Source organism: Streptomyces sp. Ag109_G2-15 (assembly GCF_900215565.1).
Taxonomy (GTDB): Bacteria; Actinomycetota; Actinomycetes; order Streptomycetales; family Streptomycetaceae; genus Streptomyces; species Streptomyces diastatochromogenes.
Genome location: NZ_OCNI01000001.1, coordinates 771770 through 797308 on the forward strand (window position 1 = coordinate 771770; position 25539 = coordinate 797308).

Consider the following 25539-nt stretch of genomic DNA (forward strand, 5'->3'; position numbering starts at 1 on the left):
GGGGCGGCGGCCAGGGCCTGTCTCTCCTCTTACTCCTTGGCCGTGGCCACCGTCACCGCCGGCACGCGCAGCGCCGCCCGTCCCGGAAGGGCACTGGACACGAGCGCGAGCAGGGCGGCGATCGCGACCACGCCGACGTAGAGCAGGGGCGTGACCGTGGGCGCCGCCCGGCCGGTCATGCCGAGGCTGAACGCGGTGAGTACGGCGAGGGCGATGCCACTGCCGAGCGCGGTGGCGAGGAGCAGCACGGACAGTGCCTCGGTGCGCAGCACGCGCAGCACCTGACGGCGGGTCGCTCCGGCGAGGCGGAGCAGGGCGAACTCCCGGACACGCTCAGCGACCGACATGGCGAGGGTGTTGACGACCGCGATGGCGGTGAAGGCCAGCACAAGCCCCATGGCCAGATAGTTGACCTCGGCATTCGCCTGCTGCCGGTCGGCCTGGAGGGAGTCCGCATCGGCCGGCGAAAGAATCCGCAGCCCCGGGAACTCACGCAGCGTAGTCGCGAGTTGTGTCTGTGTACGGGTCGTGCTGACGAGGACGGAGGAGGCGAGCGGGTTGTCGATGTGCCGGGCCACGAGGTCATGGGCGAAGGTGAGGTCGCCGAAGCCGAGACCCCGGGCGTAGACGGCGGCGACGGTGAGCGTGGCGGGCGTGCCGTCGCCGAGTGTGACTTTCAGGGTGCTCCCGGGCTTCAAGTGGTGCTGGTCCGCGGCCAGTTCACTGACGGCGACGGTGCCGGGGGCGAGATCACGCAGGGAGCCGGCGGTGACCTTCGGGTCCCAGGTGCGGGTCAGACCGGTCGGCGTGACGCCCTGGGCCGGGTACTTGTCGAGGCCGACGCGGACGGTCGTGCGGACCACCTCGGTGACGGTGTCGTGCTGCGCGCGCAGCCGCCGTGCTGCCTCACCGGGGACTCCGGGCCCCTGGGCGGCGACGACCCAGTCGGCGGTGACACCCTCGCGCGCCTGGGTCCGGGCGGCGTCGCCGAGGGTCGACTGGACGAACAGGACGGTGCAGGTCATGCCGATGAGCAGGGTGAGGGGGGTGACGACGGAGGCCATCCGGGTGGCGTTGCCGCGCAGGTTGGCGGTGGCGAGGCGGCCACCCTGACCGGTGAGCCGCAGGGGACCGGCCAGCAGCAGCGCGGCCGCCTTGACCAGCAGCGGGCCGAGCAGGGCCACGGAGGTGGACAGGACGACGACGGCGAGGAAGGTCACGGGAGTCGAGGCGGGCTCGGTGCGCAGGGAGGTGAGGACGACGACGAGGACGACTCCGCCGGCGAGGAGCAGCAGACCGGCGGCGATACGCCCCCAGGCCGGGCGGGTGCGCTCGGTCCGGGCCTCCGCCAGGGCTTCTGCCGGGCGGATCCCGGCGATCCTGCGGGAGGCGATCCGGGCCGCCGCCCAGGCACCGAGCAGGGTGGCGGCGAGGGCGGCGAGCGGCGGGAAGACGCTCACGGTGTGCTGAAGCGTGACGGGTACGGCGCCCAGGGCGACGAACCGGGAGTGCAGCCAGCCGCCCAGCGGCAGCCCGAGCAGTGCGCCGGCGCTGCCCGCGGCCGCGCCGATGATCAGCGCCTCCCGGCCCAGCAGCCTGCGGATCTGGCCGGGGGTGGCGGCGATGGCACGGAGCAGGGCGAGTTCGCGGTGGCGCTGCTGGACGGAGAGCGCGAAGGTGCCGACGACCACGAGCACCGCCACCAGCAGCGAGGTGCCGCCCATCGCGCCGCCCATGCTGACCAGCCGGGTGCGGGCGGCGGCCGCGTCCAGGAACTCGACGGGCCCGCGGGCGTCGCCGGTGCTGACCTGCGCGGTGGTGCCGTGCAGCGCCCGCACCACGGCCTGCCGCACCGCCCCCGGATCGGCGCCCTCGGCCGGGAGCACGCCGAACGCGGTGACCTGCCCGGGGTGCGCGGCCAGCCGCTCGGCCTCCGCGGTGGAGAAGAACAGAGACGTCTGGTGGCGCACCGCGGTGGCCGGTGTAGCGATACCGGTGATCCGGTAACTGCGCGGTGACTGGGTCGACTGCACGGTGAGGCGGTCGCCGGTCCGGAGGTGGGCGCGTGCCGCGAGGTCGTCGTCGATGACGAGGTCGCCGGCGGCCCTGGGCGCGCTGCCCGCGGTCAGCCGGTACGGCGTCAGCGCCGCGGAGTCCCAAGCGTGCCCGTAGGCGGTACGGCCGCCGGTACCGGCCGGGGTCAACGGCTGTGCAAGGAAGGTCAGTTCGGGGACGACCCGGGCGACGCCGGGGGTACGGGCGAGGTTTGCCCGCAGGTCCGCGGAGAGCCAGGCGCGTTCGGCGACGGGTTTCGCCTTGTGCTTGACCTTGGTCTTGCCCTTCTTGTGCTTCACGGTGGTCTGGTGAACGTACTGGTCGGCGGAGACCACGACGGGAGCGGCGGCATAGCGCTCGGTGCGGATCGTGCCGCGCAGGCCGGTGTCGAGGAGGGTGCCGCAGGCGGTGATCAGAGCGGCCGCGCACATCAGGGCGAGGAAGGCGCCGAGGAAGCCCGCCTTACGGGCGCGGATGGTCTGGAGGGCGTAGCGCAGCAGCATCGGGCGGGCTCTCTTCTGTTGTGCGTCTCGGAGTCCGTGCGCCGCCGGCCTCGGCGTGGGCCGTGGTCCGGGGCGTGGATACACACTCGCGCGTGCACGGGTCCGCAAGCACTGCGGTGGCCCGGCGTCTTGGGCGGGGGTTAACCCCACCGCCCGGCCGGGCGTCCGGCTGTCAGAAGGTCTCGCCCTCCAGGAACTCCGTGTCCTCGCCCTCTTCCTCCAGGGCCTGGCGGACGACACGGAGGGCCATGCCCTCGGGGTAGCCCTTGCGGGCGAGCATGCCGGCGAGGCGCCGGAGCCGCTTGTCGCGTTCGAGGCCACGGGTGGCCCGCAGCTTGCGGGCGACCAGCTCGCGGGCGGTCGCCTCCTCCTGCTCGGAGTCGAGCTGGCCGACCGCCTCGTCGATCAGCGCGGAGTCGACGCCCTTGGTGCGCAGTTCCCGGGCAAGTGCGCGGCGGGCGAGCCCCCGGCCGTGATGCCGGGACTCCACCCAGGCGTCCGCGAACGCGCTGTCGTCGATGAGCCCGACCTCCTCGAACCGGGACAGGACCTCCTCGGCCACGTCCTCGGGGATCTCCCGCTTGCGCAGGGCGTCCGCGAGTTGCTTGCGGGTGCGCGGGGTCCCGGTGAGCAGGCGCAGACAGATCGCCCGCGCCCGCTCAGCCGGGTCCCCTGAAGACTCCCCCCGCTCGGCCCTCGACGAGGTGGGGGTGTCTTCGTCCTCACCGGGCGGCTCCCCGAAGCCGCCCCGCCGACGGTCACGGCCGTGCCCCCGACCGCGACGTGACCCGGACCCGCCGTGCTCCCCGTCTCCGTACCCGTCGTCACCGGCCGTGGCGGAGCCCGAGTCGCCGCCGGTGCCCCTCCCCCGTGGGGTACCGGGGGTGGCGTGCTCGTACTCGGCCCAGTCGGTTCGTCGTGTCACGGGTCAGCTCTTGGCAGTGGCGGCCTTGGGCTTGGTGGCCTTGGCGGGCGCCGCCTTGGCGTCGTCCTCGGCCGCGGTGGTCACCGCCGCGTCAGCGCCCGGCTCGGCGGCGGGCTCCTCCGGCCGGACACCCACGCCCAGCTTCTCCTTGATCTTCTTCTCGATCTCGTTGGCCAGGTCCGGGTTGTCCTTGAGGAAGTTGCGCGCGTTCTCCTTGCCCTGGCCGAGCTGGTCGCCCTCGTACGTGTACCAGGCGCCGGCCTTGCGGACGAAGCCGTGCTCCACGCCCATGTCGATCAGGCCGCCCTCGCGGCTGATGCCCTGGCCGTAGAGGATGTCGAACTCGGCCTGCTTGAAGGGCGGGGCGACCTTGTTCTTCACGACCTTGCAGCGGGTGCGGTTGCCGACCGCCTCCGTGCCGTCCTTCAGGGTCTCGATACGACGGATGTCGATACGCACCGAGGCGTAGAACTTCAGCGCCCGGCCACCGGTCGTGGTCTCCGGGGAGCCGAACATCACGCCGATCTTCTCGCGGAGCTGGTTGATGAAGATCGCGGTGGTCTTGGACTGGTTGAGCGCACTGGTGATCTTCCGCAGGGCCTGGCTCATCAGCCGGGCCTGGAGACCGACGTGACTGTCACCCATCTCGCCCTCGATCTCCGCGCGCGGGACGAGCGCGGCGACCGAGTCGATGACGATGAGGTCGAGGGCGCCGGAGCGGACCAGCATGTCCACGATTTCCAGGGCCTGCTCGCCGTTGTCCGGCTGGGAGAGGATCAGGTTGTCGATGTCGACGCCGAGCTTCTTCGCGTACTCGGGGTCGAGGGCGTGCTCCGCGTCCACGAAGGCGACCTGGCCGCCGGCCTTCTGGGCGTTGGCCACGGCGTGCAGGGTCAGGGTCGTCTTGCCGGAGGACTCCGGGCCGTACACCTCCACCACTCGGCCGCGCGGCAGGCCGCCGACACCGAGGGCGACGTCGAGTGCGGTCGACCCGGTCGGGATGACCTCGATGGGCTCGTTCGGCCGCTCACCCAGGCGCATGACCGCGCCCTTGCCGAATTGCCGTTCAATCTGTGCGAGCGCGGCGTCGAGCGCCTTCTCGCGGTCGGTTCCTGCCATGGGTTCCACCCGGTTTGCTTGAGTCGATCGCTTCACGTCAAAGACGCTAACGCCTGCCACTGACAATGCGCCCCGACGCCGGCCCGGCCTGTGGATAACGAGGGGACATCTCACCACGAAACACGTCGAAATCCCCGTCTGGAGCCTTGCCTGCGCCTCCATAAGAATGGATGTTCGATTTTCGTGTCAAGCGGCACCACGCGGTACCCGGAGCCCCTTCCGCGCCGCGGCGCGCGCCGCTACTCCCGGCGTCGTACGGCGGGTGTCTTCGGCCGGACGACGACCGTGCGGGGCGCTCCCGGGAGCCTGGGGCCATGAAGAGTCCGCGCCCCGCCGAGCGCCTGTGTCACGCGACCGGTCTGCTCCTCGTCCTCTCCGGTCTCGCCCACCTGGTGGTGTTCGCGGTCGACGGCGGCCCCTGGGACGGGCCCGTCTCCTGGCGCAAGCCCGTCACGTTCGGGCTCTCCTTCGGGGTGACGCTGATCGCGATCACCTGGGTCACGTCCTACCTGCGCGTCGGGGCGCGGCTGCGCACCGTCCTGCTCGTCGTCTTCGCCGCGGACTGTGTGGTGGAGGTCGGCGGCATCACCCTTCAGGCGTGGCGCCGGGTGCCCTCGCACCTGAACATGGAGACCCCCTTCGACACGGCGGTGTCCATGACGCTCGCGGTGGGCGGTGGTGTCCTGGTGGCGCTGCTCACCGTCTTCGCCGTCGCGTCCTTCCGGCACCGGCCGGCGGGCCCCGCCGGCATGCCGCTGGCGGTGCGCTCGGGGTTCGCGATCCTGCTCGTGGCGCTGGCCTCGGGCGCGGCGATGATCGCTCGCGGGGTCGTGCTCACCCGGACCGGCCACCAGGAGGCCGCCTATCACTCGACGGCCCCGCTCAAGCCGCTGCACGGAGTGAGCCTGCACGCCGTCCTGGTGCTGCCGCTGCTGGCCTGGCTGCTGTCCCGCACGACCTGGAGCGAGCGGGTGCGGTGGCGCACCGTGGCCACCGCGGTGGGCTGTTACGCGGCGGCCGTCGCAGCCGCCGGGGTGTGGGCGGTCCTGACGTACTGAACACGGCACGTACTGACACGGCCCCCGACGCAGGCCCCTGCCCCCGACGCGGGCTCCTACGAGGACTCCTCCGTGCTGGGCCGCCGTTGCCACAGCCGTCGCAGGCGCGGGCCGGCCGGCCCCCGCGTGCGGTGTCCGTGCACCCGGGGGTCGTCCGTGACGGCGTACCGCTTCACGTACGCACCCAGGAAGGCCTGCAGCGTGGCGACCGCCGGGATGGCGATCAGCGCGCCGACCGCGCCCAGCAGCGCGGTACCCGCGATCACGGAGCCGAAGGCGACGGCCGGGTGGATGTCGACGGTCTTGGCGGTCAGCTTGGGCTGCAGCATGTAGTTCTCGAACTGCTGGTAGACCACGACGAAGACCAGCACCCACACCGCGTACCAGGGGTCCACGGTGAACGCGATCAGCATCGGCAGCGCACCCGCGAGGTAGGTGCCGATGGTCGGGATGAACTGCGAGACGAGACCCACCCAGACACCGAGCACGGGCGCGTACGGCACGCCCAGGGCCGCGAGCAGGATGTAGTGCGCTATCCCGGAGATGAGCGCCATGAGGCCGCGCGAGTAGAGGTAGCCGCCCGTCTTGTCGACGGCGATCTCCCAGGCCCGCAGCACCTCCGCCTGGCGCGCGGGCGGCAGGACGGAGCAGAGCGCGCGGCGCAGCCGGGGGCCGTCGGCGGCGAAGTAGAACGAGAACAGCGTGACCGTCAGCAGCTGGAAGAGACCGCCGAGCACCTGGGCGGACACGTCGAGCACTCCGGCCGCGCTGTTCTGCGCGTACTTGCGCAGCCAGTCGGAGTGCAGCAGGCCCTCCTGGACGTCCACGCGCCTCAGGTCCATGTGGAACGTCTCGTTGATCCAGTTGATGACCGAGTCCAGGTAGTCGGGGAAGCCCTCGACCATCTTGATGATCTGGCCGGCCAGCATCGAGCCGAGCAACGTGATGAAGCCGGCGGTGACGATCATCAGGCCGAGGAAGACCAGGAAGGTGGCGAGTCCCCTGCGCATGCCGCGAGCGGCCAGCCGACTCACCGCGGGCTCGATGGCGAGGGCCAGGAAGAACGCGATCAATATGTTGATCAACAGCCCGGTCAGCTGGTGGAAGGCCCAGCTGCCCAGCTGGAAGGCGGCTATGAGCGCGAGCGCGAGCACCATGGCGCGCGGCAGCCAGCGCGGCATGCGGCCGCCCGGCGCGGCGGCGTCGGCCGGGGGCCGGTCGGGCGTCGTCGTAGCGGTCGGGGATGCTGCGTGCCGGTCGACCGGCACGGTCTCGTCAGTGGGTGCCACGGGCCAAGTCTCGCCCACGCCACCGACAGCCCGCTGCCCGCCCGGGATCTTCGTGCCCGGTCAGCGCTGCTCCCCGGGCACGTTCATCACCGAGCAGACCACGCGCCACACGTCCTTGGCCTCCCAACCGGCGTCCAGGGCCTCGTGCACCGTGTGCCCGCCCAGCTCCGTCATCACATGATCGCGCGCGAAGGTGTCGGCGTACCCCGGACCGAAGTGTTCCGCCATCCGCTGCCAGAAGACCGTCAACCGCATGACTCCAGTATCCCGCCCCTGGGGGTGGGGCCCGCCCGGGACCGCTTGCCGAGACCGCTTTCCGCCCTACGGTCTGTCGCATGGCCGAAACAGGAGCTTCCCCACTCCCCTCTACGACCCCGGCGCGCTCCCCGCTCTTCCGCGCCGAACAGTTCGTCTGGCTCACCGCGCGTGTGCTGGAGCAGCGGCTCTTCGCCTACCACTTCCTGAACGGCGCCGCCGATCCGGTGGAGGCCGCGCTGGACGCCTACCGCAACGAGGACGGCGGGTACGGCCACGCGCTGGAACCCGATCTGCGCGGCCCGGTGAGCCAGCCCCTGCACACCGGTCACGCGCTGCGCGTGCTGGACGCCGTCGGGCGCTGCGGCGGGCAGCGGGTGGAGCGGGTGTGCCGCTATCTGACCTCCGTCTCCACCGCGGACGGCGCCCTGCCGGCGATCCATCCCAGCCAGCGCGGCTATCCGGTGGCCCCGTTCGTCCCGGTCGTGGACGACCCGCCCAGCGAACTACTCGCCACCGGTCCCGTGGTCGGGCTGCTGCACCGCAACGAGGTGTGGCACGCCTGGCTGTTCCGGGCCACCGACTTCTGCTGGCAGGCCGTGGAGTCCCTGGAGAAGTCCCACCCGTACGAAGTGGAGGCCGCCGTGGCCTTCCTGGACTCCGCCCCCGACCGCCCGCGCGCGGAGGCCGCGGCCGACCGTCTCGGCCGCCTGGTGCGCGAGCAGCGGCTGGCGGCCCTGGACCCGGATCGCCTCGACGCCTACCCGGTCGCTTCCGGCTACGCCCCGGGCGAGCACCACTTCCCGCACGACTTCGCGAAGAGCCCGCACTCGCTCGCGCGCGCGTGGTTCACGGACGAGGAGATGGCGCGCTCCCTGGACTTCCTCGCCGCCGAGCAGCAGGAGGACGGCGGCTGGCCCGTCCGCTGGCGTCACTGGGCACCGGCTCCCACGCTGGAGGCGCGCCCCATGGTGACCATCGAGGCCCTGCGCACCCTCAGGGCGTATGGCCGCTTCGTGGGCTGACCCGAGCCGAGCCCGGCTGACGCCGACCGAGCCCGACTGGCCCCGGCCGAGCCCGGCTGGCCCAGGCGGCCCGGGTGGCCCGGCTCGCCCCCCGGCTGACATCGGCTGAGCCCGACGGAACCCGACTGAGCCCAGCTGGCCCCGGCCGAGCCCGGCTGCCCCGGCCGACCCCAGTTGGCATCAGCTGGCATCAGCTGTCCCCGGCCCCAGCTGTCCCCGGCGCCGACCCCGGCCGCCCTCACCCGCCGATCGCCCGCACCCCCGCCGTCACCACCACGGCCGCCGCGACGACCAGCAGAAACGGTGCGCGCAGCATCAGCGCCACGGCGGCCGCGCCGAGCCCCGCGGCCCTCGCGTCCAGCACAAGCGTGTGCCCGTCGGCGAACGTCTGCTGGGCCGTGAGCGCGGCGAGGAGGGCGACCGGCAGCAGGGCCGCGAGCCGCCGGACGAACGGCCGCTCCAGGACGCCGGCGGGCACCAGCAGTCCGGCAAGTTTGACGGCATAGCAGCCGAGAGCGGTCGCACCGATCGCGATCCAGGTGTTCATCGGACCTCCTCCGATCCGTCCGGCACATCCAGTCCGTCCGATATGCCCGATACATTCGGCGCATCCGATCCGTCCGGCGCGTCCTGTCGGGTACGACCCCCGCGCCGACCCTCGGCGAACAGCACGGCCGGTGCCGCCAGCGCGGCCACCAGGACCGGTACGCCGGCCGGCAGGACGGGCAGCAGGCCGAGGCCCAGCAGGATCGCGAGGCCGGCGACCACGCGCTCGGTGGAGGTCTTCAGCATCGGGGCGAGCAGCGCCAGGAAGACCGCCGGCCCGGCCGCGTCCAGGCCCCACGCGTCGCTGTCCCCGATGGCCTTCGCACCCAGCGCGCCGAGCAGCGTGGTGAGGTTCCACAGCAGGTAGAGACTGAGCCCGGTGACGGTGAACCCGATCCGGGCGGCACGCCGGGTCGGCTGGGCCAGGGTCACCGCCGTGGTCTCGTCGATCACCCACTGGGCGGCGAACGGCCGCACCGCGCGCGGGAGGGCCAGCAGCTGCGACAGCCTCAGCCCATAGAAGGCGTTGCGCACGCCCAGGAAGAACGCGCCGGCGGCGGCCGTCAACGGGTTGCCGCCGGCGGCGAGCGCGCCCACCAGGGCGAACTGGGAGGCGCCGGTGAACACCAGGAGGCTGAGCGCGCAGGTCTGCAGGAGTCCGAGTCCGCTGCCGGCCGAGGTCACCCCGAAGGCGACCCCGGAGAGTCCGACGGCGACGCCGACGCCCAGGGCGTCGCGCACGACGGCGGCGTCGGGCTTTCCCGTGCCGTCGGCGGCCATGTCCGCGAGTGCTGTCTGTTGTTGTGCCACGCCCCGGACGGTACGGGCGGCCGTCAGCCCGGGTCTTGTACGTTCTTGCGCTCGCGCTGATAGGCGCCCGGGGGCACTCCGACGATCCGGGTGAAGTGCCGGTTGAGGTGCGGCTGGTCGGTGAAGCCGACGACGACGGCCGCCTCGGCGGGTGCCGTCCCCGCGTCCAGCAACAGCCGCGCGCGGCGCACCCGGGCGTCGGTCAGCCAGGTGTGCGGCGGCATGCCGTAGGCGTCGCGGAACGCCCGCAGCAGGGCGAACGGGCTGGTTCCGAGGTCGGTGGCGAGGCGCTCCAGGGTCGGCGGCTCGGCCATCCGCTCCTCCAGCACGGCACGCGCGCGTGCGGCGATCCGCGCTCCGGCGGTCCGCGTCCGCCGCTGCGGCAGCGGCCCGCCGTTGAGCCGCAGCAGCCTGGTCACGGCCACGCGCAGCAGGGTGTCGGCGGCCAGTGCGTTGCCCTCGTCGGCGGCGCGGAGCACCTGATGGACCAGGCGGACGGTGTACGGATCGTCGAGGACCGGGCTGACGAAGCCGGGCGTGCCGCGGATCGTGGTGGTCTCGGCCGCGATCTTGGCCACCACCTCGGGCGAGGGATAGACGGCACCGTACCGCCAGCCCTCGGGCACACCGGCCCGGCCCGTGTGCGAAGTGTCCGGGTTGACCAGCGCGAGGGCGCCGGCTCCGGCGGACACGTCGGAGCCGCGGTGGTGGAACACCTCGACGCCGTCGGCGATGGCCGCGATCACGAAGTTCTCGTGGGTGTGCCGGACGAAGGTCTTGTGGATGTAGCGGGCACGCAGCAGATCGACGCCGGGCAGCTCCTCGTACCGCCAGTGCCGCGCCCGCTCCGCCGAACCCGTCATACGACCATTGTCCGTCCCGCCCTCCGATCCGCTCCCGTCGGCCTGCCCACCCCTGATTCCCCAGGTCAGCGCGATTGTCAGTGGCTGGGTGCAGGATGGGTGGCATGGTCAGCTCCGCACACCGAGCCCTCGACGGCTTCACGCCCGCGACCCGCGGATGGTTCACGGGGGCGTTCTCCGCGCCCACCGCGGCCCAGGCGGGCGCGTGGCAGGCCATCCGGGAGGGCTCGGACGTGCTGGTGGTCGCCCCCACCGGCTCGGGCAAGACGCTGGCCGCGTTCCTCGCCGCCCTGGACCAGCTGGCCTCGACCCCTCCCCCGGCCGACCCGAAGAAGCGCTGCCGGGTGCTGTACGTGTCGCCGCTGAAGGCGCTCGCGGTCGACGTCGAGCGGAACCTGCGCAGTCCGCTGACCGGTATCCGCCAGGAGTCCGTGCGCCTGGGGCTGCCCGAGCCCGAGGTGAAGGTCGGCATCCGCTCCGGCGACACCCCGGCCGCCGAGCGGCGCGCCCTGTCCACGCGCCCGCCGGACATCCTGATCACCACCCCCGAGTCGCTGTTCCTGATGCTCACGTCGGCCACGCGGGACGCGCTGACGGGCGTGGAGACGGTGATCCTGGACGAGGTGCACGCGGTCGCGGGCACCAAGCGCGGCGCGCACCTCGCGCTGTCCCTGGAGCGGCTGGACGAGCTGCTGCCGAGGCCGGCCCGCCGGATCGGCCTGTCGGCGACCGTGCGCCCGGTGGACGAGGTGGCCCGGTATCTCTCGCCGCGCCGCAAGGTGGAGATCGTCCAGCCGGAGTCCGGCAAGGAGTTCGACCTCTCCGTGGTCGTCCCGGTCGAGGACATGGGCGAGCTGGGAGGCTCCCCGGCGGCCGACGGCAACGAGGGGGCGGAGAAGCCGTCGATCTGGCCGCATGTGGAGGAGCGGATCGCCGACCTTGTCCAGGCCCACCGCTCCACGATCGTGTTCGCCAACTCCCGGCGCCTGGCCGAGCGGCTGTGCAACCGGCTCAACGAGATCGCCTACGAGCGGGCGACCGGCGAGCCCCTGGAGGAGCATCACGCCCCGGCGGAGCTGATGGGCGGTTCGGGCGCGGCCCAGGGCGCGCCCCCGGTGATCGCCCGCGCGCACCACGGCTCGGTCTCCAAGGAGCAGCGCGCCCTCGTCGAGGAGGACCTCAAGGCGGGCCGGCTGCCCGCCGTGGTCGCCACCTCCAGCCTGGAGCTGGGCATCGACATGGGCGCCGTCGACCTCGTCGTACAGGTCGAGTCCCCGCCCTCGGTGGCCTCCGGACTCCAGCGCGTCGGCCGCGCGGGGCACCAGGTGGGCGCCGTCTCCACCGGCGTGGTCTTCCCCAAGTACCGGGGCGACCTGGTCCAGTCGGCCGTGGTCACCGAGCGGATGCGCACCGGTGCCATCGAGTCCCTGAAGGTCCCCGCGAACCCGCTGGACGTGCTGGCCCAGCAGCTCGTCGCCATGACGGCGCTGGACACCTGGCAGTTCGACGACCTGCTCGCCGCGGTCCGCCGCGCGGCCCCCTTCGCCTCGCTGCCCGAGTCGGCGTTCACGGCGACCCTCGACATGCTCGCGGGCCGCTACCCGTCCGACGCGTTCGCCGAGCTGCGCCCGCGCGTGGTGTGGGACCGCGTGGCCGGCACGATCACGGGCCGGCCGGGCGCCCAGCGCCTCGCCGTCACCTCCGGCGGCACGATCCCCGACCGCGGCCTCTTCGGGGTCTTCCTCGCCGGTTCCGACCCCAAGAAGGGCGGCGGCCGGGTCGGCGAGCTGGACGAGGAGATGGTCTACGAGTCCCGGGTGGGGGACGTATTCACGCTGGGCACGAGTTCCTGGCGCATCGAGGACATCACCCGCGACCGCGTTCTGGTCTCCCCCGCGCCGGGCGTGCCGGGCCGGCTGCCGTTCTGGAAGGGCGACCAGCTGGGCCGCCCGCTCGAACTGGGGCGCGCGGTGGGCGCGTTCCAGCGCGAGGTCGGCTCGCTGCCCAAGGACGACGCCCGGCTGCGGCTGCTCGCCGCGGGCCTGGACACATGGGCGGCGGACAACGTGCTGTCCTACCTGGACGAGCAGCGCGAGGCCTGCGGCCATGTCCCGGACGACCGCACGATCGTGGTCGAGCGCTTCCGCGACGAGCTGGGCGACTGGCGGGTCGTCGTCCACTCCCCCTTCGGCGCCCAGGTCCACGCCCCTTGGGCCCTCGCACTCGGCGCCCGCCTCTCCGAGCGGTACGGCATGGACGCGCAGGTCATGCACGCCGACGACGGCATCGTGCTGCGCCTGCCCGACGCCGACCTGATGGGCCTGGACCTGCTCGACCAGGAGCCCATGAAGGCCGGCACCGAGTACGACAGCGAGCAGGCGCCGGTGGGCGCGGCGGACGTCGCCTTCGACAAGGGCGAGGTCGACCAGATCGTCACCGACCAGGTCGGCAGCTCCGCCCTGTTCGCCGCCCGGTTCCGCGAATGCGCCGCCCGCGCGCTGCTGCTCCCGCGCCGCAACCCGGGCAAGCGCACGCCCCTGTGGCAGCAGCGCCAGCGGGCGGCCCAACTGCTGCAGGTGGCGAGCGAGTTCGGCTCGTTCCCGATCATCCTGGAAGCGGTCCGCGAGTGTCTCCAGGACGTCTTCGACGTCCCCGGCCTCGTGGAGCTGATGGGCGACATCGAGTCCCGCAAGGTCCGCCTGGTCGAGGTCACCACCCCGGAGCCGTCCCCCTTCGCCCGCTCCCTCCTCTTCGGGTACGTCGCCCAGTTCCTGTACGAGGGCGACTCCCCGCTCGCCGAGCGCCGCGCCGCCGCGCTGTCCCTGGACTCCCGGCTGCTGGCCGAGCTGCTGGGCCAGGCGGAGCTGCGCGAGCTGCTCGACGCGGACGTGCTGACCGAGCTGGAACGCGAGCTGCAGTGGCTGACGGAGGACCGGCGCGTCAAGGACGTCGAGGGCGTGGCCGACGTGCTGCGCCTGCTCGGCCCGCTGACCGACGCCGAGCTGGCCGAGCGGGGCGCCGAGCCCCCGTGGGCACGGGAACTGGCCGCCGCCCGCCGGGCCATCAAGGTCCGGATCGCAGGACAGGACCACTGGGCGGCCGTCGAGGACGCGGGCCGGCTGCGCGACGCGCTCGGCACGGCACTGCCGGTCGGTGTCCCCGAGGCGTTCACCGAGCCGGTGAAGGATCCGCTCGGCGACCTCCTCGCGCGCTACGCCCGGACCCACGGCCCCTTCACGTCGGCCACCGCGGCGGCCCGTTTCGGCCTGGGCGTGGCGGTCACCGAGGGCGCCCTGCAGCGGCTGGCCGCGAACGGCCGTGTCGTACAGGGTGAGTTCCACCCAGCGGGCATCGGCCAGGAGTGGTGCGACGCGGCCGTACTGCGCCGGTTGCGCCGCCGTTCCCTGGCCGCGCTGCGGCACGAGCTGGAACCGGTGTCGCCGGCCGCCCTGGCCCAGTTCCTGCCGCAGTGGCAGCACATCGGCAAGGGCCACGGACTGCGAGGCATCGACGGACTGGTTCGCGCCGTCGAGCAGTTGCAGGGCGCGTCGGTACCGGCCTCCGCGCTGGAGAAGCTGGTCCTGCCCTCCCGCGTGGCGAACTACACGCCGTCGATGCTCGACGAACTCACCGCCGCGGGCGAGGTGGTGTGGGCGGGAGCGGGCGCCCTGCCCGGCAAGGACGGCTGGGTCTCCCTGTACGTGGCGGACGCGGCCCCGCTGCTTCTGCCACCGCCGCATCCCCTGGAGTTGACCGCGCTCCACCAGTCCGTCCTGGACGCCCTCTCCGGCGGCTACGGCCTGTTCTTCCGCCAGATCGCCGACCAGGTCCGTGCCACCACCCACCCCGACGCCACCGATCCCCAACTGGCCGACACCCTGTGGGACCTGGCGTGGACGGGACGGCTCACCAACGACACCCTCGCTCCCATGCGCTCCCTGCTGGGCTCGGGCCGCACGGCGGGCTCGACGGCCCATCGCGCCAAACGCGCCGTCCCGCGCGGCCGCTACGGCTCCCTGACGGCCGCTGCCCGCCCCGCCTCCCGCACGGGCCCGCCGACGGTGGCCGGCCGCTGGTCCCTGCTCCCCGCGCCCGAGCCGGACGCCACCGTGCGCGCCCACGCGCGTGCGCGCGTCCTCCTCGACCGGCACGGCGTGGTCACCCGGGGGGCGGTCGCCGCCGAGGGCGTCGAGGGCGGCTTCTCGGCGGTGTACCGGGTGCTGTCGGCGTTCGAGGACAGCGGCCAGGCCAGGCGCGGCTACGTGGTCGAGGGCCTGGGCGCCGCCCAGTTCGCGATGGACGGCGCGGTCGACCGCCTGCGCGCGGTGTCCAACGCCCGCGAACGCGGCGAGGGCCTGCCCGCCCCGGGCGTCCCGGACGGCTTCGGCGGTGGCAGCCCGCTCTTCCTCGACGGCGGCCACACCACCCCGAACGCCTTCGACCAGGCCGACGCCGGACTCGCCCACCCGGGCCTCGACGGCGACTTCACCTGGCCACCGGAGGACCACCCGGCCACGCCCGGCGACTTCACCTGGCCACCGCAGAACCGTCGCGCCGACGAGTACGTCTCCCCCCGCGACCTCGCTCCCACCGATCCCTTCGCCTCCCCCGGCTACGGCGGCCCCCGGGGCGGCGGACGGGCCTCCCCCTACGGCTCACCGGCGAGCCGCGCCTTCGGCGACCGCCTCACGCGCTCGTCGTCCCCCGACCCGCGCGCCGTGGTCCTCGCCGCGGCCGACCCCGCCAACGCCTACGGCGCGGCACTCCCCTGGCCCGAGCCGCCGAACGGAGCCGGGCACAAGCCGGGCCGCAAGGCGGGCTCCCTGGTCGTGCTGGTGGAGGGCGAGCTGACGCTGTACATGGAGCGCGGCGGCAAGACGCTGCTGGCCTGGCCCTCCGCCCCGGACACCGCCGCGACCGACGATCCACGCCTGCGTACGGCTGCGGAGGCGCTGGCCGCGGCCGCCCGCGCGGGCTCGCTCGGCACGGTCACGGTGGAGCGGATCAACGGCGCCCAGGCCCTGACCGCCCCCCTGGGCACGCTTCTGGAGGCAGCGGGCTTCATCGCGACCCCGCGCGGTCTGCGCCTGAGAGCCTGAGCGCAGCGGCCCCGGGCACGGCCGTCCTGCGTCACCCCACCGTGGCACCCTTGACGCATGCCCGAAGGTGACACGGTCTGGCAGGCCGCGAAGCGGCTGCACGAGGCCCTCGCGGGCAAGGTGCTGACCCGCAGCGACTTCCGGGTGCCGAAGTACGCGACGGTCGACCTCACGGGTCGTACGGTCCTGAGCACGACCCCGCGCGGCAAACACCTGCTCACCCGCTTCGAGGGCGATCTGACCCTGCACACGCATCTGCGCATGGAGGGCGCCTGGAAGGTGTACGGCACGGGCGAGCGCTGGCGGGGCGGCCCGGCGCACCAGATCCGGGCGATCCTCGGCACCGCCGATCGCACGGCCGTCGGCTACCGCCTCCAAGTGCTGGAGTTCCTGCGCACCGGCGAGGAGGAGCGCGTCGTCGGCCATCTCGGCCCCGACCTGCTCGGCCCGGACTGGGACCCCGAGCGTGCCCTCGCCAACCTCCTCACGGACCCCGCCCGCCCCCTCGGCGAGGCCCTGCTCGACCAGCGCAATCTCGCCGGCATCGGCAACGTCTACAAGAGCGAGCTGTGCTTCCTCCTCGGCGTGACGCCCTGGCTGCCGGTCGGCGCCCTGCCCGCGGACCGCGCCGCCAAGCTGCCCGCCCTCGCCAAGAAGCTCCTGGAGGCCAACCGCGACCGCCCGGTCCGCCAGACCACGGGCCTGCACCGGCAGGACCTGTTCGTGTACGCCCGCGCACCCCGCCCCTGCCTGCGCTGCCGCACGCCGGTCCGGGTGGCCGACCAGGGCGACGGATCCCAGGAACGCCCCACCTACTGGTGCCCGTCCTGCCAGACGGGTCCCGCACCGGCACCGGGAACGGCACAGCAGTGGCGTAACCGCTATCCCCGTCCAACTAATTGACGGACCGTCAGAAACGCTCGTACCGTCCCTGTATGCCCCTCAAGGCGTACGACCTCACCGGACGCACCGCGTTCGTCACCGGAGCCGCCGGCGGCATCGGCCGGGCGTCCGCCGTCCTGCTAGCGGCGGCGGGAGCCACGGTGCACTGCGCCGACCTGGACGCGGACGGCCTGCACGGCACCGCCAAGCTGATCGAGGACCGCGGCGGCACGGCCCGTACGCACGCCGTCGACGTCACCGACCGGACCGCCCTCGCGGAGGCCGTCCGTTCCTGCGGGCGCCTGGACGTCATGGCCGCGATCGCCGGGATCATGCACAGCAGCCCGGTCCTGGAGACCCGGGACGAGGACCTGGACCGGGTCCTGAACGTCAATTTCAAGGGCGTGCTGTACGCCTGCCAGGAGGCGGCCCGGCTGATGCTCGCCCACGACACCCGGGGCAGCATCGTCACCATGGCCTCCGGCGCGGTCGACACCGGCGGCCCCGGGCTGCTCTGCTACGGCGCATCGAAGGCGGCCGTGGTCCAGCTGACGAAGACGCTGGCCTCCGAGGTCGGCCGGCACGGCATCCGGGTCAACGCGGTCGCACCGGGCTGGATCCGGACCCCCATGACCGACCGTCACGACCGGGCGGCGCAGGCGCACACCGAGTCCCTGATGGCCCGGATGTCCCCGCTGGGCCGGGTCGGTGAACCGGACGACGTCGCACACACGGTGCTGTACCTGGCGTCGGACGCGTCGGCGTTCACGACGGGTCAGATCCTGCGCCCGAACGGGGGTGTGGCGATGCCCTGGTAGCGTCCCCCGCCCGCCAGGCAGCCGCCCACCGCCCCGTTTCCACAGCCCCTACCGCCCGTCTCTTGGGCACACAGTGCACAGGGAGCACGCTCAGCCCCCACCCGCTGACCGCGACGGCCCCTTCGAGCAACCCGGCGCCCGACCCCACGGTGATCCGCAGCACCGCCCACCACCACACCGCCCCCAGCACGAGAACGGCCCCCCAGCGCAGTATCCGCCCCACCATGGCCGCCACCTCCAGCGGGAAGCTAGAACGCCTCGTGACCCGCAGGGGAGGCGCACCGAGGGCTCACCGATGCACCACCGGGCACTCCGGCACGCTCACGCGTTCTCCGCCTGGAACATCCAGTGATGCTTCTCCAGGTCCGCGGTGATCCCGATGAAGATGTCCTGCGACACCGGATCGGCCTCCCCGGTCGCCTCGACCCGCTCCCGCATCCGGGTGATCACCGCGCCGAGGGCGTCGACCATCGTCCGGACCGCGTCCGTGTCCTTGACCCAGCCGGCCGGGGCGGTCCCGATGCCGCTGCCGGAGGCCACCGTGGCAGCGCGCCCGTCGGGTGGGACCCCGAGGGCGGACGCCCGCTCGGCCACCGTGTCGGAGTGCGTTCGGGCGGAGTCGACGACCTCGTCGAGCTGGAGGTGGATGGACCGGAAGCGGGGTCCGACGACGTTCCAGTGGATCTGCTTGGCGACCAGCGAGAGGTCCACCAGGTCGACGAGGGCGCCGTGCAGCGCCTCGGACACGGTCTTCAGATCGTGATCGGGCAACGGACTCTTCACGACGTACATCCGGTTTCCTCCGGTGGTTCGGCGCCGGCACGTCCCTCCACGATGACCGCCCCGTCGAATACCAGCAAATGGAGGCAAAAGAGACATAGATCACACGCCCGGAGCAAACGAAAGCCCCGGCCGGGCTTCCCCAGGTCTCCCTGGACAAGCCCGGCCGGGGCTTCACACGTTCGGGGTCGCTAAGCCGCGTACGCGGACGTCACGCAGCGACCACGTCCACCGCACCGGCGGGCGCCTTGATGGTCACCCGTTCCGGCGGCACACCGGCCACCGACACGGAACCCAGCACCGGACGGACCGGCGTGGGCACGGACTCGGTGGCCGTGGCGGACTGGGCCAGCTCGGCGAGCGCGAGTTCGTCGCTCACCTCTCGCATCAGTTCCGACATCCGTACGTCCAGCGCGTCGCAGATGGCGGAGAGCAGCTCGGAGGAAGCCTCCTTCTGCCCCCGCTCCACCTCGGAGAGATAGCCGAGTGAGACTCGGGCGGACGAGGAGACTTCGCGCAGAGTACGGCCCTGGCGTTGGCGCTGCCGACGCAGCACGTCACCAAGCAGGCGACGGAGCAGAATCATCGGTGGCTCCCTCCTCGGACCGCGTAGCCGCATCCTTCTCGCCCCACCGTACCGCCTCGCGCCGCGGCCGTGCGGGGAGCGATGTCGTGTTCACTCAGGGCTGCAAACATCAAAACCCCCCGTTCCGTTCCGTATCCTGTGCCCGCTCATTCCCGGTCTGTTCGCCCGCAAGCTCCCTCAGGAGCAGTGCGAGTACGCTCCGTACACTCTCCATACGAATTTCCGCACGGTCGCCGTTCAACCGCAGCGCCGCGACTTTTCCGCCACCGGCAGAACCGGAGCTGGAGGTGAGCGGCCCGTCGACGGCCACGAAGACCGTCCCGACGGGCTTGCCGTCCTGCGGTTCGGGCCCGGCGACACCGGTCGTCGCAATCCCCCAGTCGGCTCCCAGGGCCTTGCGCACCCCGGCCGCCATCTGGGCCGCGACCTGCGGATCCACCGCACCCTCCGCCGCCAGCAGGGTGGCGTCGACCGCCAGCAGCTCGTGCTTCAGCTCGGTGGCGTAGGCGGTGACCGAACCCCGGAAGACCTTGGACGCCCCGGGGACGGCCGTGATCTCCGCCGCGACGAGACCACCGGTGAGCGACTCCGCGACGGCGAGGCTCTCGCCCCTCACGGTCAGTAGTCGCACCAGTTCGGTGGCCGGGGAACTCACGCTTCCTTCTCCTCCAACGCTGCCGCGCGCTCGGCGATTCCCCGCCGGCGCAGCACAATGGCTTGTCTCACGTAGTCGAGACCGGTGACGACGGTGAGGACGACCGCCACAGCCATCACCCAGAACCTCAGGGTGGCCAGCCACCCCGTCAGTGCCAGGACGTACATCCCGACGGCCACGCCCTGGGTGAGCGTCTTGAGCTTGCCGCCCCGGCTCGCGGGGATCACGCCGTAGCGAATGACCAGAAAACGCATCAGCGTGATGCCGAGTTCCCGGCCGAGGATCACGGCCGTGACCCACCACGGCAGATCGCCCAGGGCGGACAGACAGATGAGCGCCGCACCCATGATCGCCTTGTCGGCAATGGGGTCGGCGATCTTCCCGAAGTCGGTGACCAGGTTGTAGGTGCGCGCCAGATGCCCGTCGAACAGGTCGGTGATCATGGCGACGGCGAAGGCCGCCCAGGCCAGTGAGCGCCAGGCCGGGTCGTAGCCGCCGCCTGCCAGCATCAGTGCCACGAATCCGGGTACCAGCACCAGCCGGAGCATCGTCAGCAGATTGGCGACGTTCCACACGCTGGCCTGGTTGACGGCCGCGGCCGCGATCTTCGCGCCACGCGGGGACTTCCCGCCTTCGCCGGCGGAGCCGGAAGCAGTACCGGAGACCTCGGACGCAGCGCCGTCGGCAGCGGCGGCGGAACCCCGCGCGCCCTGCGCGCCGGAGGAGCCGCCCGCGGCGGATGCCGGGACTCCGGTCATCTGCCCGCCTCCTCACTACACGCGAGCGAGCCGGTCAGCGGCTCGGCGACCAGGTCGACACCTTCCGTACCGACCACCTTCGCCTCGACCATACGTCCGACGCTCAGGCCCTCGCCGCTCGTGAGCAGCACCTGGCCGTCCGTCTCCGGCGCCTGGTGCGCGGCACGGCCGTACACGCCCTCCTCCTCGTCCACGGACTCCACGAGGACGTGCACGGTCTGCCCGACGCGCTCCTCGGAGCGCTGGGAGACGAGGTCCTCGGCGAGCCGGGAGATGTGGGCCAGGCGCTCGGCGACGACGTCCTCGTCGAGCTTGTTGTCGTACGTGGCCGCCTCCGTGCCCTCCTCGTCGGAGTAGCCGAAGACACCGATGGCGTCCAGGCGGGCGCCGTTCAGGAAGCGCTCCAGCTCGGCCAGGTCCGACTCGCTCTCGCCGGGGAAGCCGACGATGAAGTTGGAGCGCACGCCGGCCTCGGGGGCCTTGCTGCGGATGGTGTCCAGCAGCTCCAGGAAGCGGTCGGTGTCACCGAAGCGGCGCATGGCGCGCAGCACGTCGGGCGCGGAGTGCTGGAAGGACAGGTCGAAGTAGGGGGCGACCTTCGGGGTCGACGTCAGTACGTCGATCAGGCCCGGGCGCATCTCGGCCGGCTGCAGGTAGCTCACCCGCACGCGCTCGATGCCGTCGACCTCGGCCAGCTCCGGCAGCAGGGACTCCAGCAGACGGATGTCGCCCAGGTCCTTGCCGTAGGAGGTGTTGTTCTCGGAGACCAGCATGATCTCCTTCACGCCCTGCTCGGCCAGCCACCGCGTCTCGTTCAGCACGTCGCTCGGGCGGCGCGAGATGAAGGAGCCGCGGAAGGACGGGATGGCGCAGAAGGAGCAGCGCCGGTCGCAGCCGGAGGCGAGCTTGACCGAGGCGACCGGGGCGCCGTCCAGGCGGCGGCGCAGGGGCGCGCGGGGGCCGGAAACGGGCGCGACTCCCTCGGGGAGGTCGGACGGGCCGTGACCGGGCAGCGCGACGGAAGCGGCCGACTCCTGGCGCTCGGCCGGGCTGATCGGCAGCAGCTTGCGGCGGTCGCGCGGGGTGTGGGCGGCGTGGATGCCGCCGGACAGGATGGTCTGCAGGCGGTCGGAGATGTCGGCGTAGTCGTCGAAGCCGAGCACGCCGTCGGCCTCGGGCAGCGCCTCGGCCAGCTCCTTGCCGTACCTCTCGGCCATGCAGCCCACCGCCACGACGGCCTGGGTTCTGCCGTGATCCTTGAGGTCGTTGGCCTCCAGAAGGGCGTCGACGGAGTCCTTCTTGGCGGCTTCGACGAAGCCACAGGTGTTGACCACGGCGACATCGGCGTCCGCGGCGTCCTCGACGAGCTGCCAGCCGTCCGCCTCCAAACGGCCTGCGAGCTCCTCCGAGTCCACCTCGTTACGGGCGCAGCCGAGAGTGACGAGTGCGACGGTACGGCGTTCAGGCATGGGCTCAAGACTACTTCGTCCGTCCGACACCCCACGTCGAAGGGGTTGGCCGATCTTGGCCAACCCCTTCACATCCGCTCCCCCAAGGGCCCGTCATCCGGCCTCGGGGTCGCCCTTCGTGTACGTGAGGCGCTCCACAGCGCCCTTCTGGAAGTTGTCCTCGATCTTCTTGCCATTGACGTACAGCTGGATCGCGCCGGCGTCACCGAGGATCAGGTTGATCTTGGAGCTGTCCTGGAAGGTCTTGGACTCGCCCTGCTTCAGCAGCCCGTCGAAGAGCATCCGGCCGTTGTGGTCCTTGGCGGAGATCCAGCTGCGCCCGCCCGCCGCGCTGACCTGGACGGTCACCTTGTCCTGCGGGGCCGCCGCGATGGCGCTGTCGGACGCCTCGGACGTCGGTGCGGCGGGCTTGTCCTTCTTGGGCGTGGGCGAGGCGGCCTTGCTGGGGCTGGCCGTGGGGGCGCCGTCGGCCACCTGCGACTTGGCGTCGTTCCCGCTGTCGCCGCCCTTGAAGGCGGTGAACCCGACGAAGCCGACGACGGCGACGATCGCGGCGACCATGGCCGCGGTCCAGTTGGGCCCACGCCGCTCGGGGCGGATACGTTCCGCCTCGAACAGGGGCGCCGCCGGGGTGGGAGCGGGCCGCCCGCCGTGCGCGGCGTCGTACTGCGCGATCAGCGGTGCGGGGTCGAGGTGTACGGCCCTGGCCAGCGTGCGGATGTGCCCACGGGCGTACACGTCGCCGCCGCAGGGCGCGAAGTCGTCCGCCTCGATGGCGTGCACGATGGCGATACGGACACGAGTGGCGCTGCTGACGTCGTCGACGGTGAGCCCGGCCGCGATACGCGCCTGCATCAGGGCGCGCCCCACAGAGGGACCTGTTTCCTCGGACACGTCTTGGAACGGACGCTCGTCTTCAGGGGAGTTGCCGATGGACACGGGGGCGCCTTTCGAGCGTGTGAGCCACCTGTGCTGGAAGTTCAGTCTAGGGGGGTGTGAAAGGGTGGGGCGACCGGGCGGTGCTATTTGTACGCCATCGGAACGGCCGCTCATCCCAACGGCGGGCCAGGCCCGAAAGCCCACAGTGAGCCCCGAACCTGTCCTCTCGCTCAACTTGACGTGCGACAAAGGGAAACGGTTGCCCGCCGATCTCTAACGGGTGGATCACGGCCGTGCATCCACCCGGCGTAAACCCGACACGCCGGGCGGCCCGTTGCCCTATCCGTCAGCCTCCCCGCGAATCAGCGCGAGCACTCCGTCCAGCTCGTCAGGCTTCACAAGAACGTCACGCGCCTTGGAACCCTCGCTGGGCCCGACGATGTTCCGGGACTCCATCAGGTCCATGAGCCGCCCGGCCTTGGCGAAGCCGACGCGCAGCTTGCGCTGGAGCATGGACGTCGACCCGAACTGGGTGGAGACCACCAGCTCGGCCGCCTGGCACAGCAGGTCGAGGTCGTCGCCGATGTCCTCGTCGATCTCCTTCTTCTGCTTGCTGCCCACGGTGACGTCGTCCCGGAAGACGGGCGCCATCTGGTCCTTGCAGTGCTGCACCACGGCCGCGACCTCGTCCTCGGTCACGAACGCGCCCTGCATACGGGTCGGCTTGTTCGCGCCCATCGGCAGGAACAGGCCGTCGCCCTTGCCGATCAGCTTCTCGGCGCCGGGCTGGTCGAGGATGACCCGGGAGTCGGCGAGCGAGGAGGTCGCGAAGGCCAGCCGGGAGGGCACGTTGGCCTTGATCAGACCGGTGACCACGTCGACCGACGGGCGCTGGGTGGCGAGCACCAGGTGGATGCCGGCCGCGCGCGCGAGCTGCGTGATGCGCACGATCGCGTCCTCGACGTCCCGTGGCGCGACCATCATCAGGTCGGCCAGCTCGTCCACGATCACCAGCAGGTACGGGTACGGCTGGAGTTCCCGCTCGCTGCCCTCCGGCAGCTTCACCTTCCCCTCGCGGATGGCCTCGTTGAAGTCGTCGATGTGCCGGTAGCCGAAGGCCGCCAGGTCGTCGTAGCGCAGGTCCATCTCGCGTACGACCCACTGGAGCGCCTCGGCGGCCCGCTTGGGGTTGGTGATGATCGGTGTGACCAGGTGCGGGATGCCCTCGTAGGCGGTCAGCTCGACGCGCTTGGGGTCGACCAGGACCATGCGGACGTCCTCGGGGGTCGCGCGGACCATGATCGACGTGATCAGGCAGTTGATGCACGACGACTTGCCGGAACCGGTGGCTCCGGCAACGAGGATGTGCGGCATCTTCGCGAGGTTGGCCGTGACGTAGCCGCCCTCGACGTCCTTGCCGAGCGCCACCAGCATGGGGTGGTCGTCCTCGGAGGCGTCCGCGAGGCGCAGCACGTCGCCGAGGTTGACCATCTCCCGGTCGGTGTTCGGGATCTCGATGCCGACCGCGGACTTGCCCGGGATCGGGCTGATGATCCGCACGTCCGGGCTGGCCACGGCGTACGCGATGTTCTTGGTCAGCGCGGTGATCCGTTCCACCTTCACGGCGGGGCCGAGCTGGACCTCGTACCGGGTGACGGTCGGGCCGCGGGTGAACCCGGTGACGTCGGCGTCCACCTTGAACTCGGAGAAGACGTTGCGCAGGGCGTCGACGATCGCGTCGTTCGCCTCGCTGCGCGCCTTGCCGGGGCCGCCGCGCGTGAGGAGGTCGAGCGACGGCAGCGCGTAGGTGATGTCCCCGGAGAGCTGGAGCTGCTCCGCGCGCGGGGGCAGGTCACGGGGCTGTTCGGGGGCCGCCTTCGTGAGGTCGGGGACGCTCGCGACCTTGAGCCTCTCCTGCTTGGGGCGCGCGGCCGGCGCCGGAACCGGCGCCGGCTTGGGTTCCGGCGACGGCGCGGGTACCGGTGTGGTCTCCTCGCGGTCGCCCACGCTCACCCCCTGAGTGAGGTCGGCGACCAGCGGGGACGGCGGCATGCCGTGCAGGACGGCACCGTCGAGGGCGGCAGCGGCGGCCGCCGCGACGTCCACCGCGTCCATCTGGCGTTGCAGATCGGGCTGGGGCACAGCGGAGCGCCTGGGGCGGCCGCGGCGCTGCGAGAGGGCCTCCTCCTCGGCGTTGTCGGGGTCGTACGCCTGCGGGGCGCTCCGGCGCTTACGGGGGCGCGCGGGCAGCGCCTCGCGCCACTGCTCGTCGTAGCGCGCGTCGTCCTCGGAGGGCTCGTACTCCTCCGGGTCAGGCAGCAGGCCCAGGCGCACGCCGAGCGCGCGCAGCCGCTGCGGGATGGCGTTGACCGGGGTTGCCGTCACCACCAGCAGCCCGAAGATCGTCAGCAGCACCAGCAGCGGTACGGCGAGCACCTCGCTCATGGTGTACGTCAGCGGGGTCGCCGCCGCCCAGCCGATGAGGCCGCCGGCGTCCCTTATGGCCTGCATGCCGTCGCTGCGGGCGGGTGATCCGCAGGCGATGTGGACCTGGCCGAGGACGCCGATGACGAGCGCGGACAGGCCGATCACGATCCGGCCGTTGGCCTCCGGCTTCTCCGGGTGCCGGATGAACCGTACGGCGATCACCGCGAGCAGTATCGGCACCAGCAGGTCGAGCCGGCCGAAGGCGCCGGTGACCAGGATCTCCACCAGGTCGCCGACGGGACCGCGCAGATCGGCCCACGTACCGGCGGCGACGATCAGCGCGATACCGAAGAGCAACAGCGCGACGCCGTCCTTGCGGTGGGCCGGGTCGAGGTTCTTCGCGCCCTGCCCTATGCCCCGGAAGACGGCGCCGACGGCGTGCGCGAGACCGAGCCAGAGGGCGCGCACGAGCCGGTACACGCCCCCCGTGGGATTCGGTGCCGGCTTCGGGGGCGCGGCCTTCTTCGCGGGGGCCTTCTTGGCCGCCGCCTTCTTCGCCGGGGCTTTCTTCGCGGCGGCCTTCTTCGCCGGAGCCTTCGAGGGAGCGGCCGCCTTCTTCGCGGGCTGCTTCTTGGCTGCGGTGGGACGTGAGGCCATGGGTGTGAGGTTACCGGGGGAGACGACAGCGGACACGTGTGCCCACTGCTTCACCCGTTCGTGTCGCCCTTGCCGGGGCGC

The 25539-nt window shown here is 72.3% G+C and carries 20 protein-coding genes; 5 read left to right on the top strand and 15 right to left on the bottom strand.

All coding sequences use genetic code 11. The annotated features are described in order from the left end of the window. Positions 1 to 29: 29 nt before the first annotated feature. From CRP49_RS03125 to recA, 3 genes are all read right to left on the bottom strand, one after another. A complete protein-coding gene (locus CRP49_RS03125; RefSeq protein ID WP_097252054.1) occupies positions 30 to 2558 on the bottom strand; it encodes an ABC transporter permease in 2529 nt (842 codons plus the stop codon). 172 nt (positions 2559 to 2730) lie between these two features. After that, positions 2731 to 3483, bottom strand: a complete 753-nt coding sequence (gene recX / locus CRP49_RS03130; RefSeq protein WP_097252055.1) for a recombination regulator RecX — start codon at positions 3481 to 3483, stop codon at positions 2731 to 2733. A gap of 3 nt (positions 3484 to 3486) precedes the next feature. Then, on the bottom strand, positions 3487 to 4602 hold the full coding sequence (gene recA, locus CRP49_RS03135) for a recombinase RecA (RefSeq protein ID WP_097252056.1): 1116 nt from the start codon (positions 4600 to 4602) through the stop codon (positions 3487 to 3489). 314 nt (positions 4603 to 4916) lie between these two features. On the opposite strand from recA, the gene CRP49_RS03140 reads away from it, so the two are divergent. Beyond that, positions 4917 to 5660, top strand: coding sequence for a hypothetical protein (locus CRP49_RS03140; protein WP_097252057.1), 744 nt, complete (start codon positions 4917 to 4919; stop codon positions 5658 to 5660). Between the two features lie 56 nt (positions 5661 to 5716). On the opposite strand, the gene CRP49_RS03145 is transcribed toward CRP49_RS03140, so the two are convergent. Together CRP49_RS03145 and CRP49_RS03150 are read right to left on the bottom strand one after the other, a co-directional pair. Beyond that, entirely contained in the window at positions 5717 to 6949 is a 1233-nt protein-coding gene (locus CRP49_RS03145; RefSeq protein ID WP_097252058.1) for an AI-2E family transporter, read from the bottom strand. 60 nt (positions 6950 to 7009) lie between these two features. After that, positions 7010 to 7204, bottom strand: a complete 195-nt coding sequence (locus CRP49_RS03150) for a DUF3046 domain-containing protein (protein ID WP_097252059.1) — start codon at positions 7202 to 7204, stop codon at positions 7010 to 7012. Between the two features lie 80 nt (positions 7205 to 7284). On the opposite strand from CRP49_RS03150, the gene CRP49_RS03155 reads away from it, so the two are divergent. Next, on the top strand, positions 7285 to 8229 hold the full coding sequence (locus tag CRP49_RS03155) for a hypothetical protein (RefSeq protein ID WP_097252060.1): 945 nt from the start codon (positions 7285 to 7287) through the stop codon (positions 8227 to 8229). 238 nt (positions 8230 to 8467) lie between these two features. Here the strand turns inward: CRP49_RS03155 and CRP49_RS03160 are convergent, their stop codons facing one another. The 3 genes from CRP49_RS03160 to CRP49_RS03170 are packed head-to-tail and all read right to left on the bottom strand — an operon-like array spanning position 8468 to position 10448. Further along, entirely contained in the window at positions 8468 to 8776 is a 309-nt protein-coding gene (locus CRP49_RS03160; RefSeq protein WP_097252061.1) for an AzlD domain-containing protein, read from the bottom strand. After that, a complete protein-coding gene (locus CRP49_RS03165) occupies positions 8773 to 9555 on the bottom strand; it encodes an AzlC family ABC transporter permease (RefSeq protein WP_244201844.1) in 783 nt (260 codons plus the stop codon). The genes CRP49_RS03160 and CRP49_RS03165 overlap by 4 nt, the downstream gene beginning before the upstream one ends. Before the next feature lie 53 nt (positions 9556 to 9608). Further along, positions 9609 to 10448, bottom strand: coding sequence for an AraC family transcriptional regulator (locus tag CRP49_RS03170; protein WP_097252062.1), 840 nt, complete (start codon positions 10446 to 10448; stop codon positions 9609 to 9611). Between the two features lie 104 nt (positions 10449 to 10552). On the opposite strand from CRP49_RS03170, the gene CRP49_RS03175 reads away from it, so the two are divergent. From CRP49_RS03175 to CRP49_RS03185, 3 genes are read left to right on the top strand one after another with little or no spacing between them, the layout of a single operon-like run. Then, positions 10553 to 15547, top strand: a complete 4995-nt coding sequence (locus CRP49_RS03175) for an ATP-dependent helicase (protein WP_097252063.1) — start codon at positions 10553 to 10555, stop codon at positions 15545 to 15547. A gap of 57 nt (positions 15548 to 15604) precedes the next feature. Further along, complete coding sequence (locus CRP49_RS03180; RefSeq protein WP_094216500.1) at positions 15605 to 16450, top strand: Fpg/Nei family DNA glycosylase; 846 nt, start codon at positions 15605 to 15607, stop codon at positions 16448 to 16450. A gap of 32 nt (positions 16451 to 16482) precedes the next feature. Continuing rightward, positions 16483 to 17247, top strand: coding sequence for an SDR family NAD(P)-dependent oxidoreductase (locus CRP49_RS03185; protein WP_097252064.1), 765 nt, complete (start codon positions 16483 to 16485; stop codon positions 17245 to 17247). 321 nt (positions 17248 to 17568) lie between these two features. On the opposite strand, the gene CRP49_RS03195 is transcribed toward CRP49_RS03185, so the two are convergent. From CRP49_RS03195 to CRP49_RS03225, 7 genes are all read right to left on the bottom strand, one after another. Further along, a complete protein-coding gene (locus tag CRP49_RS03195; RefSeq protein WP_097252066.1) occupies positions 17569 to 18039 on the bottom strand; it encodes a Dps family protein in 471 nt (156 codons plus the stop codon). Positions 18040 to 18238: 199 nt separating this feature from the next. Next, the gene (locus CRP49_RS03200) at positions 18239 to 18613 is read right to left on the bottom strand and encodes a helix-turn-helix domain-containing protein (RefSeq protein WP_097252067.1); all 375 of its coding nucleotides are present in this window, start codon (positions 18611 to 18613) and stop codon (positions 18239 to 18241) included. A 109-nt stretch (positions 18614 to 18722) separates the two neighbouring features. Next, positions 18723 to 19268, bottom strand: a complete 546-nt coding sequence (locus tag CRP49_RS03205; protein ID WP_097252068.1) for a CinA family protein — start codon at positions 19266 to 19268, stop codon at positions 18723 to 18725. Then, a complete protein-coding gene (pgsA, locus tag CRP49_RS03210) occupies positions 19265 to 20026 on the bottom strand; it encodes a CDP-diacylglycerol--glycerol-3-phosphate 3-phosphatidyltransferase (RefSeq protein ID WP_097252069.1) in 762 nt (253 codons plus the stop codon). Before pgsA ends, CRP49_RS03205 begins: the two co-directional genes overlap by 4 nt. Beyond that, positions 20023 to 21495 (bottom strand): 30S ribosomal protein S12 methylthiotransferase RimO, encoded by a 1473-nt coding sequence (gene rimO / locus CRP49_RS03215; protein WP_097252070.1) that lies wholly within the window; start codon positions 21493 to 21495, stop codon positions 20023 to 20025. The genes pgsA and rimO overlap by 4 nt, the downstream gene beginning before the upstream one ends. Positions 21496 to 21588: 93 nt before the next feature. Beyond that, complete coding sequence (locus CRP49_RS03220) at positions 21589 to 22434, bottom strand: helix-turn-helix domain-containing protein (RefSeq protein ID WP_094216508.1); 846 nt, start codon at positions 22432 to 22434, stop codon at positions 21589 to 21591. A gap of 279 nt (positions 22435 to 22713) precedes the next feature. Beyond that, positions 22714 to 25458, bottom strand: coding sequence for a DNA translocase FtsK (locus tag CRP49_RS03225; protein ID WP_257033302.1), 2745 nt, complete (start codon positions 25456 to 25458; stop codon positions 22714 to 22716). Positions 25459 to 25539: the final 81 nt, after the last annotated feature.

Coding starts and splice junctions, on each gene's coding strand:
- CRP49_RS03160 (WP_097252061.1), bottom strand. CDS start 8,776: ATGAACACCTGGATCGCGATCGGTGCGACCGCTCTCGGCTGCTATGCC.
- CRP49_RS03155 (WP_097252060.1), top strand. CDS start 7,285: ATGGCCGAAACAGGAGCTTCCCCACTCCCCTCTACGACCCCGGCGCGC.
- CRP49_RS03180 (WP_094216500.1), top strand. CDS start 15,605: ATGCCCGAAGGTGACACGGTCTGGCAGGCCGCGAAGCGGCTGCACGAG.
- CRP49_RS03140 (WP_097252057.1), top strand. CDS start 4,917: ATGAAGAGTCCGCGCCCCGCCGAGCGCCTGTGTCACGCGACCGGTCTG.
- CRP49_RS03175 (WP_097252063.1), top strand. CDS start 10,553: ATGGTCAGCTCCGCACACCGAGCCCTCGACGGCTTCACGCCCGCGACC.
- CRP49_RS03225 (WP_257033302.1), bottom strand. CDS start 25,458: ATGGCCTCACGTCCCACCGCAGCCAAGAAGCAGCCCGCGAAGAAGGCG.
- CRP49_RS03195 (WP_097252066.1), bottom strand. CDS start 18,039: ATGTACGTCGTGAAGAGTCCGTTGCCCGATCACGATCTGAAGACCGTG.
- CRP49_RS03150 (WP_097252059.1), bottom strand. CDS start 7,204: ATGCGGTTGACGGTCTTCTGGCAGCGGATGGCGGAACACTTCGGTCCG.
- CRP49_RS03185 (WP_097252064.1), top strand. CDS start 16,483: ATGCCCCTCAAGGCGTACGACCTCACCGGACGCACCGCGTTCGTCACC.
- CRP49_RS03170 (WP_097252062.1), bottom strand. CDS start 10,448: ATGACGGGTTCGGCGGAGCGGGCGCGGCACTGGCGGTACGAGGAGCTG.
- CRP49_RS03165 (WP_244201844.1), bottom strand. CDS start 9,555: ATGGCCGCCGACGGCACGGGAAAGCCCGACGCCGCCGTCGTGCGCGAC.
- pgsA (WP_097252069.1), bottom strand. CDS start 20,026: ATGACCGGAGTCCCGGCATCCGCCGCGGGCGGCTCCTCCGGCGCGCAG.
- rimO (WP_097252070.1), bottom strand. CDS start 21,495: ATGCCTGAACGCCGTACCGTCGCACTCGTCACTCTCGGCTGCGCCCGT.
- CRP49_RS03200 (WP_097252067.1), bottom strand. CDS start 18,613: ATGATTCTGCTCCGTCGCCTGCTTGGTGACGTGCTGCGTCGGCAGCGC.
- CRP49_RS03125 (WP_097252054.1), bottom strand. CDS start 2,558: ATGCTGCTGCGCTACGCCCTCCAGACCATCCGCGCCCGTAAGGCGGGC.
- recA (WP_097252056.1), bottom strand. CDS start 4,602: ATGGCAGGAACCGACCGCGAGAAGGCGCTCGACGCCGCGCTCGCACAG.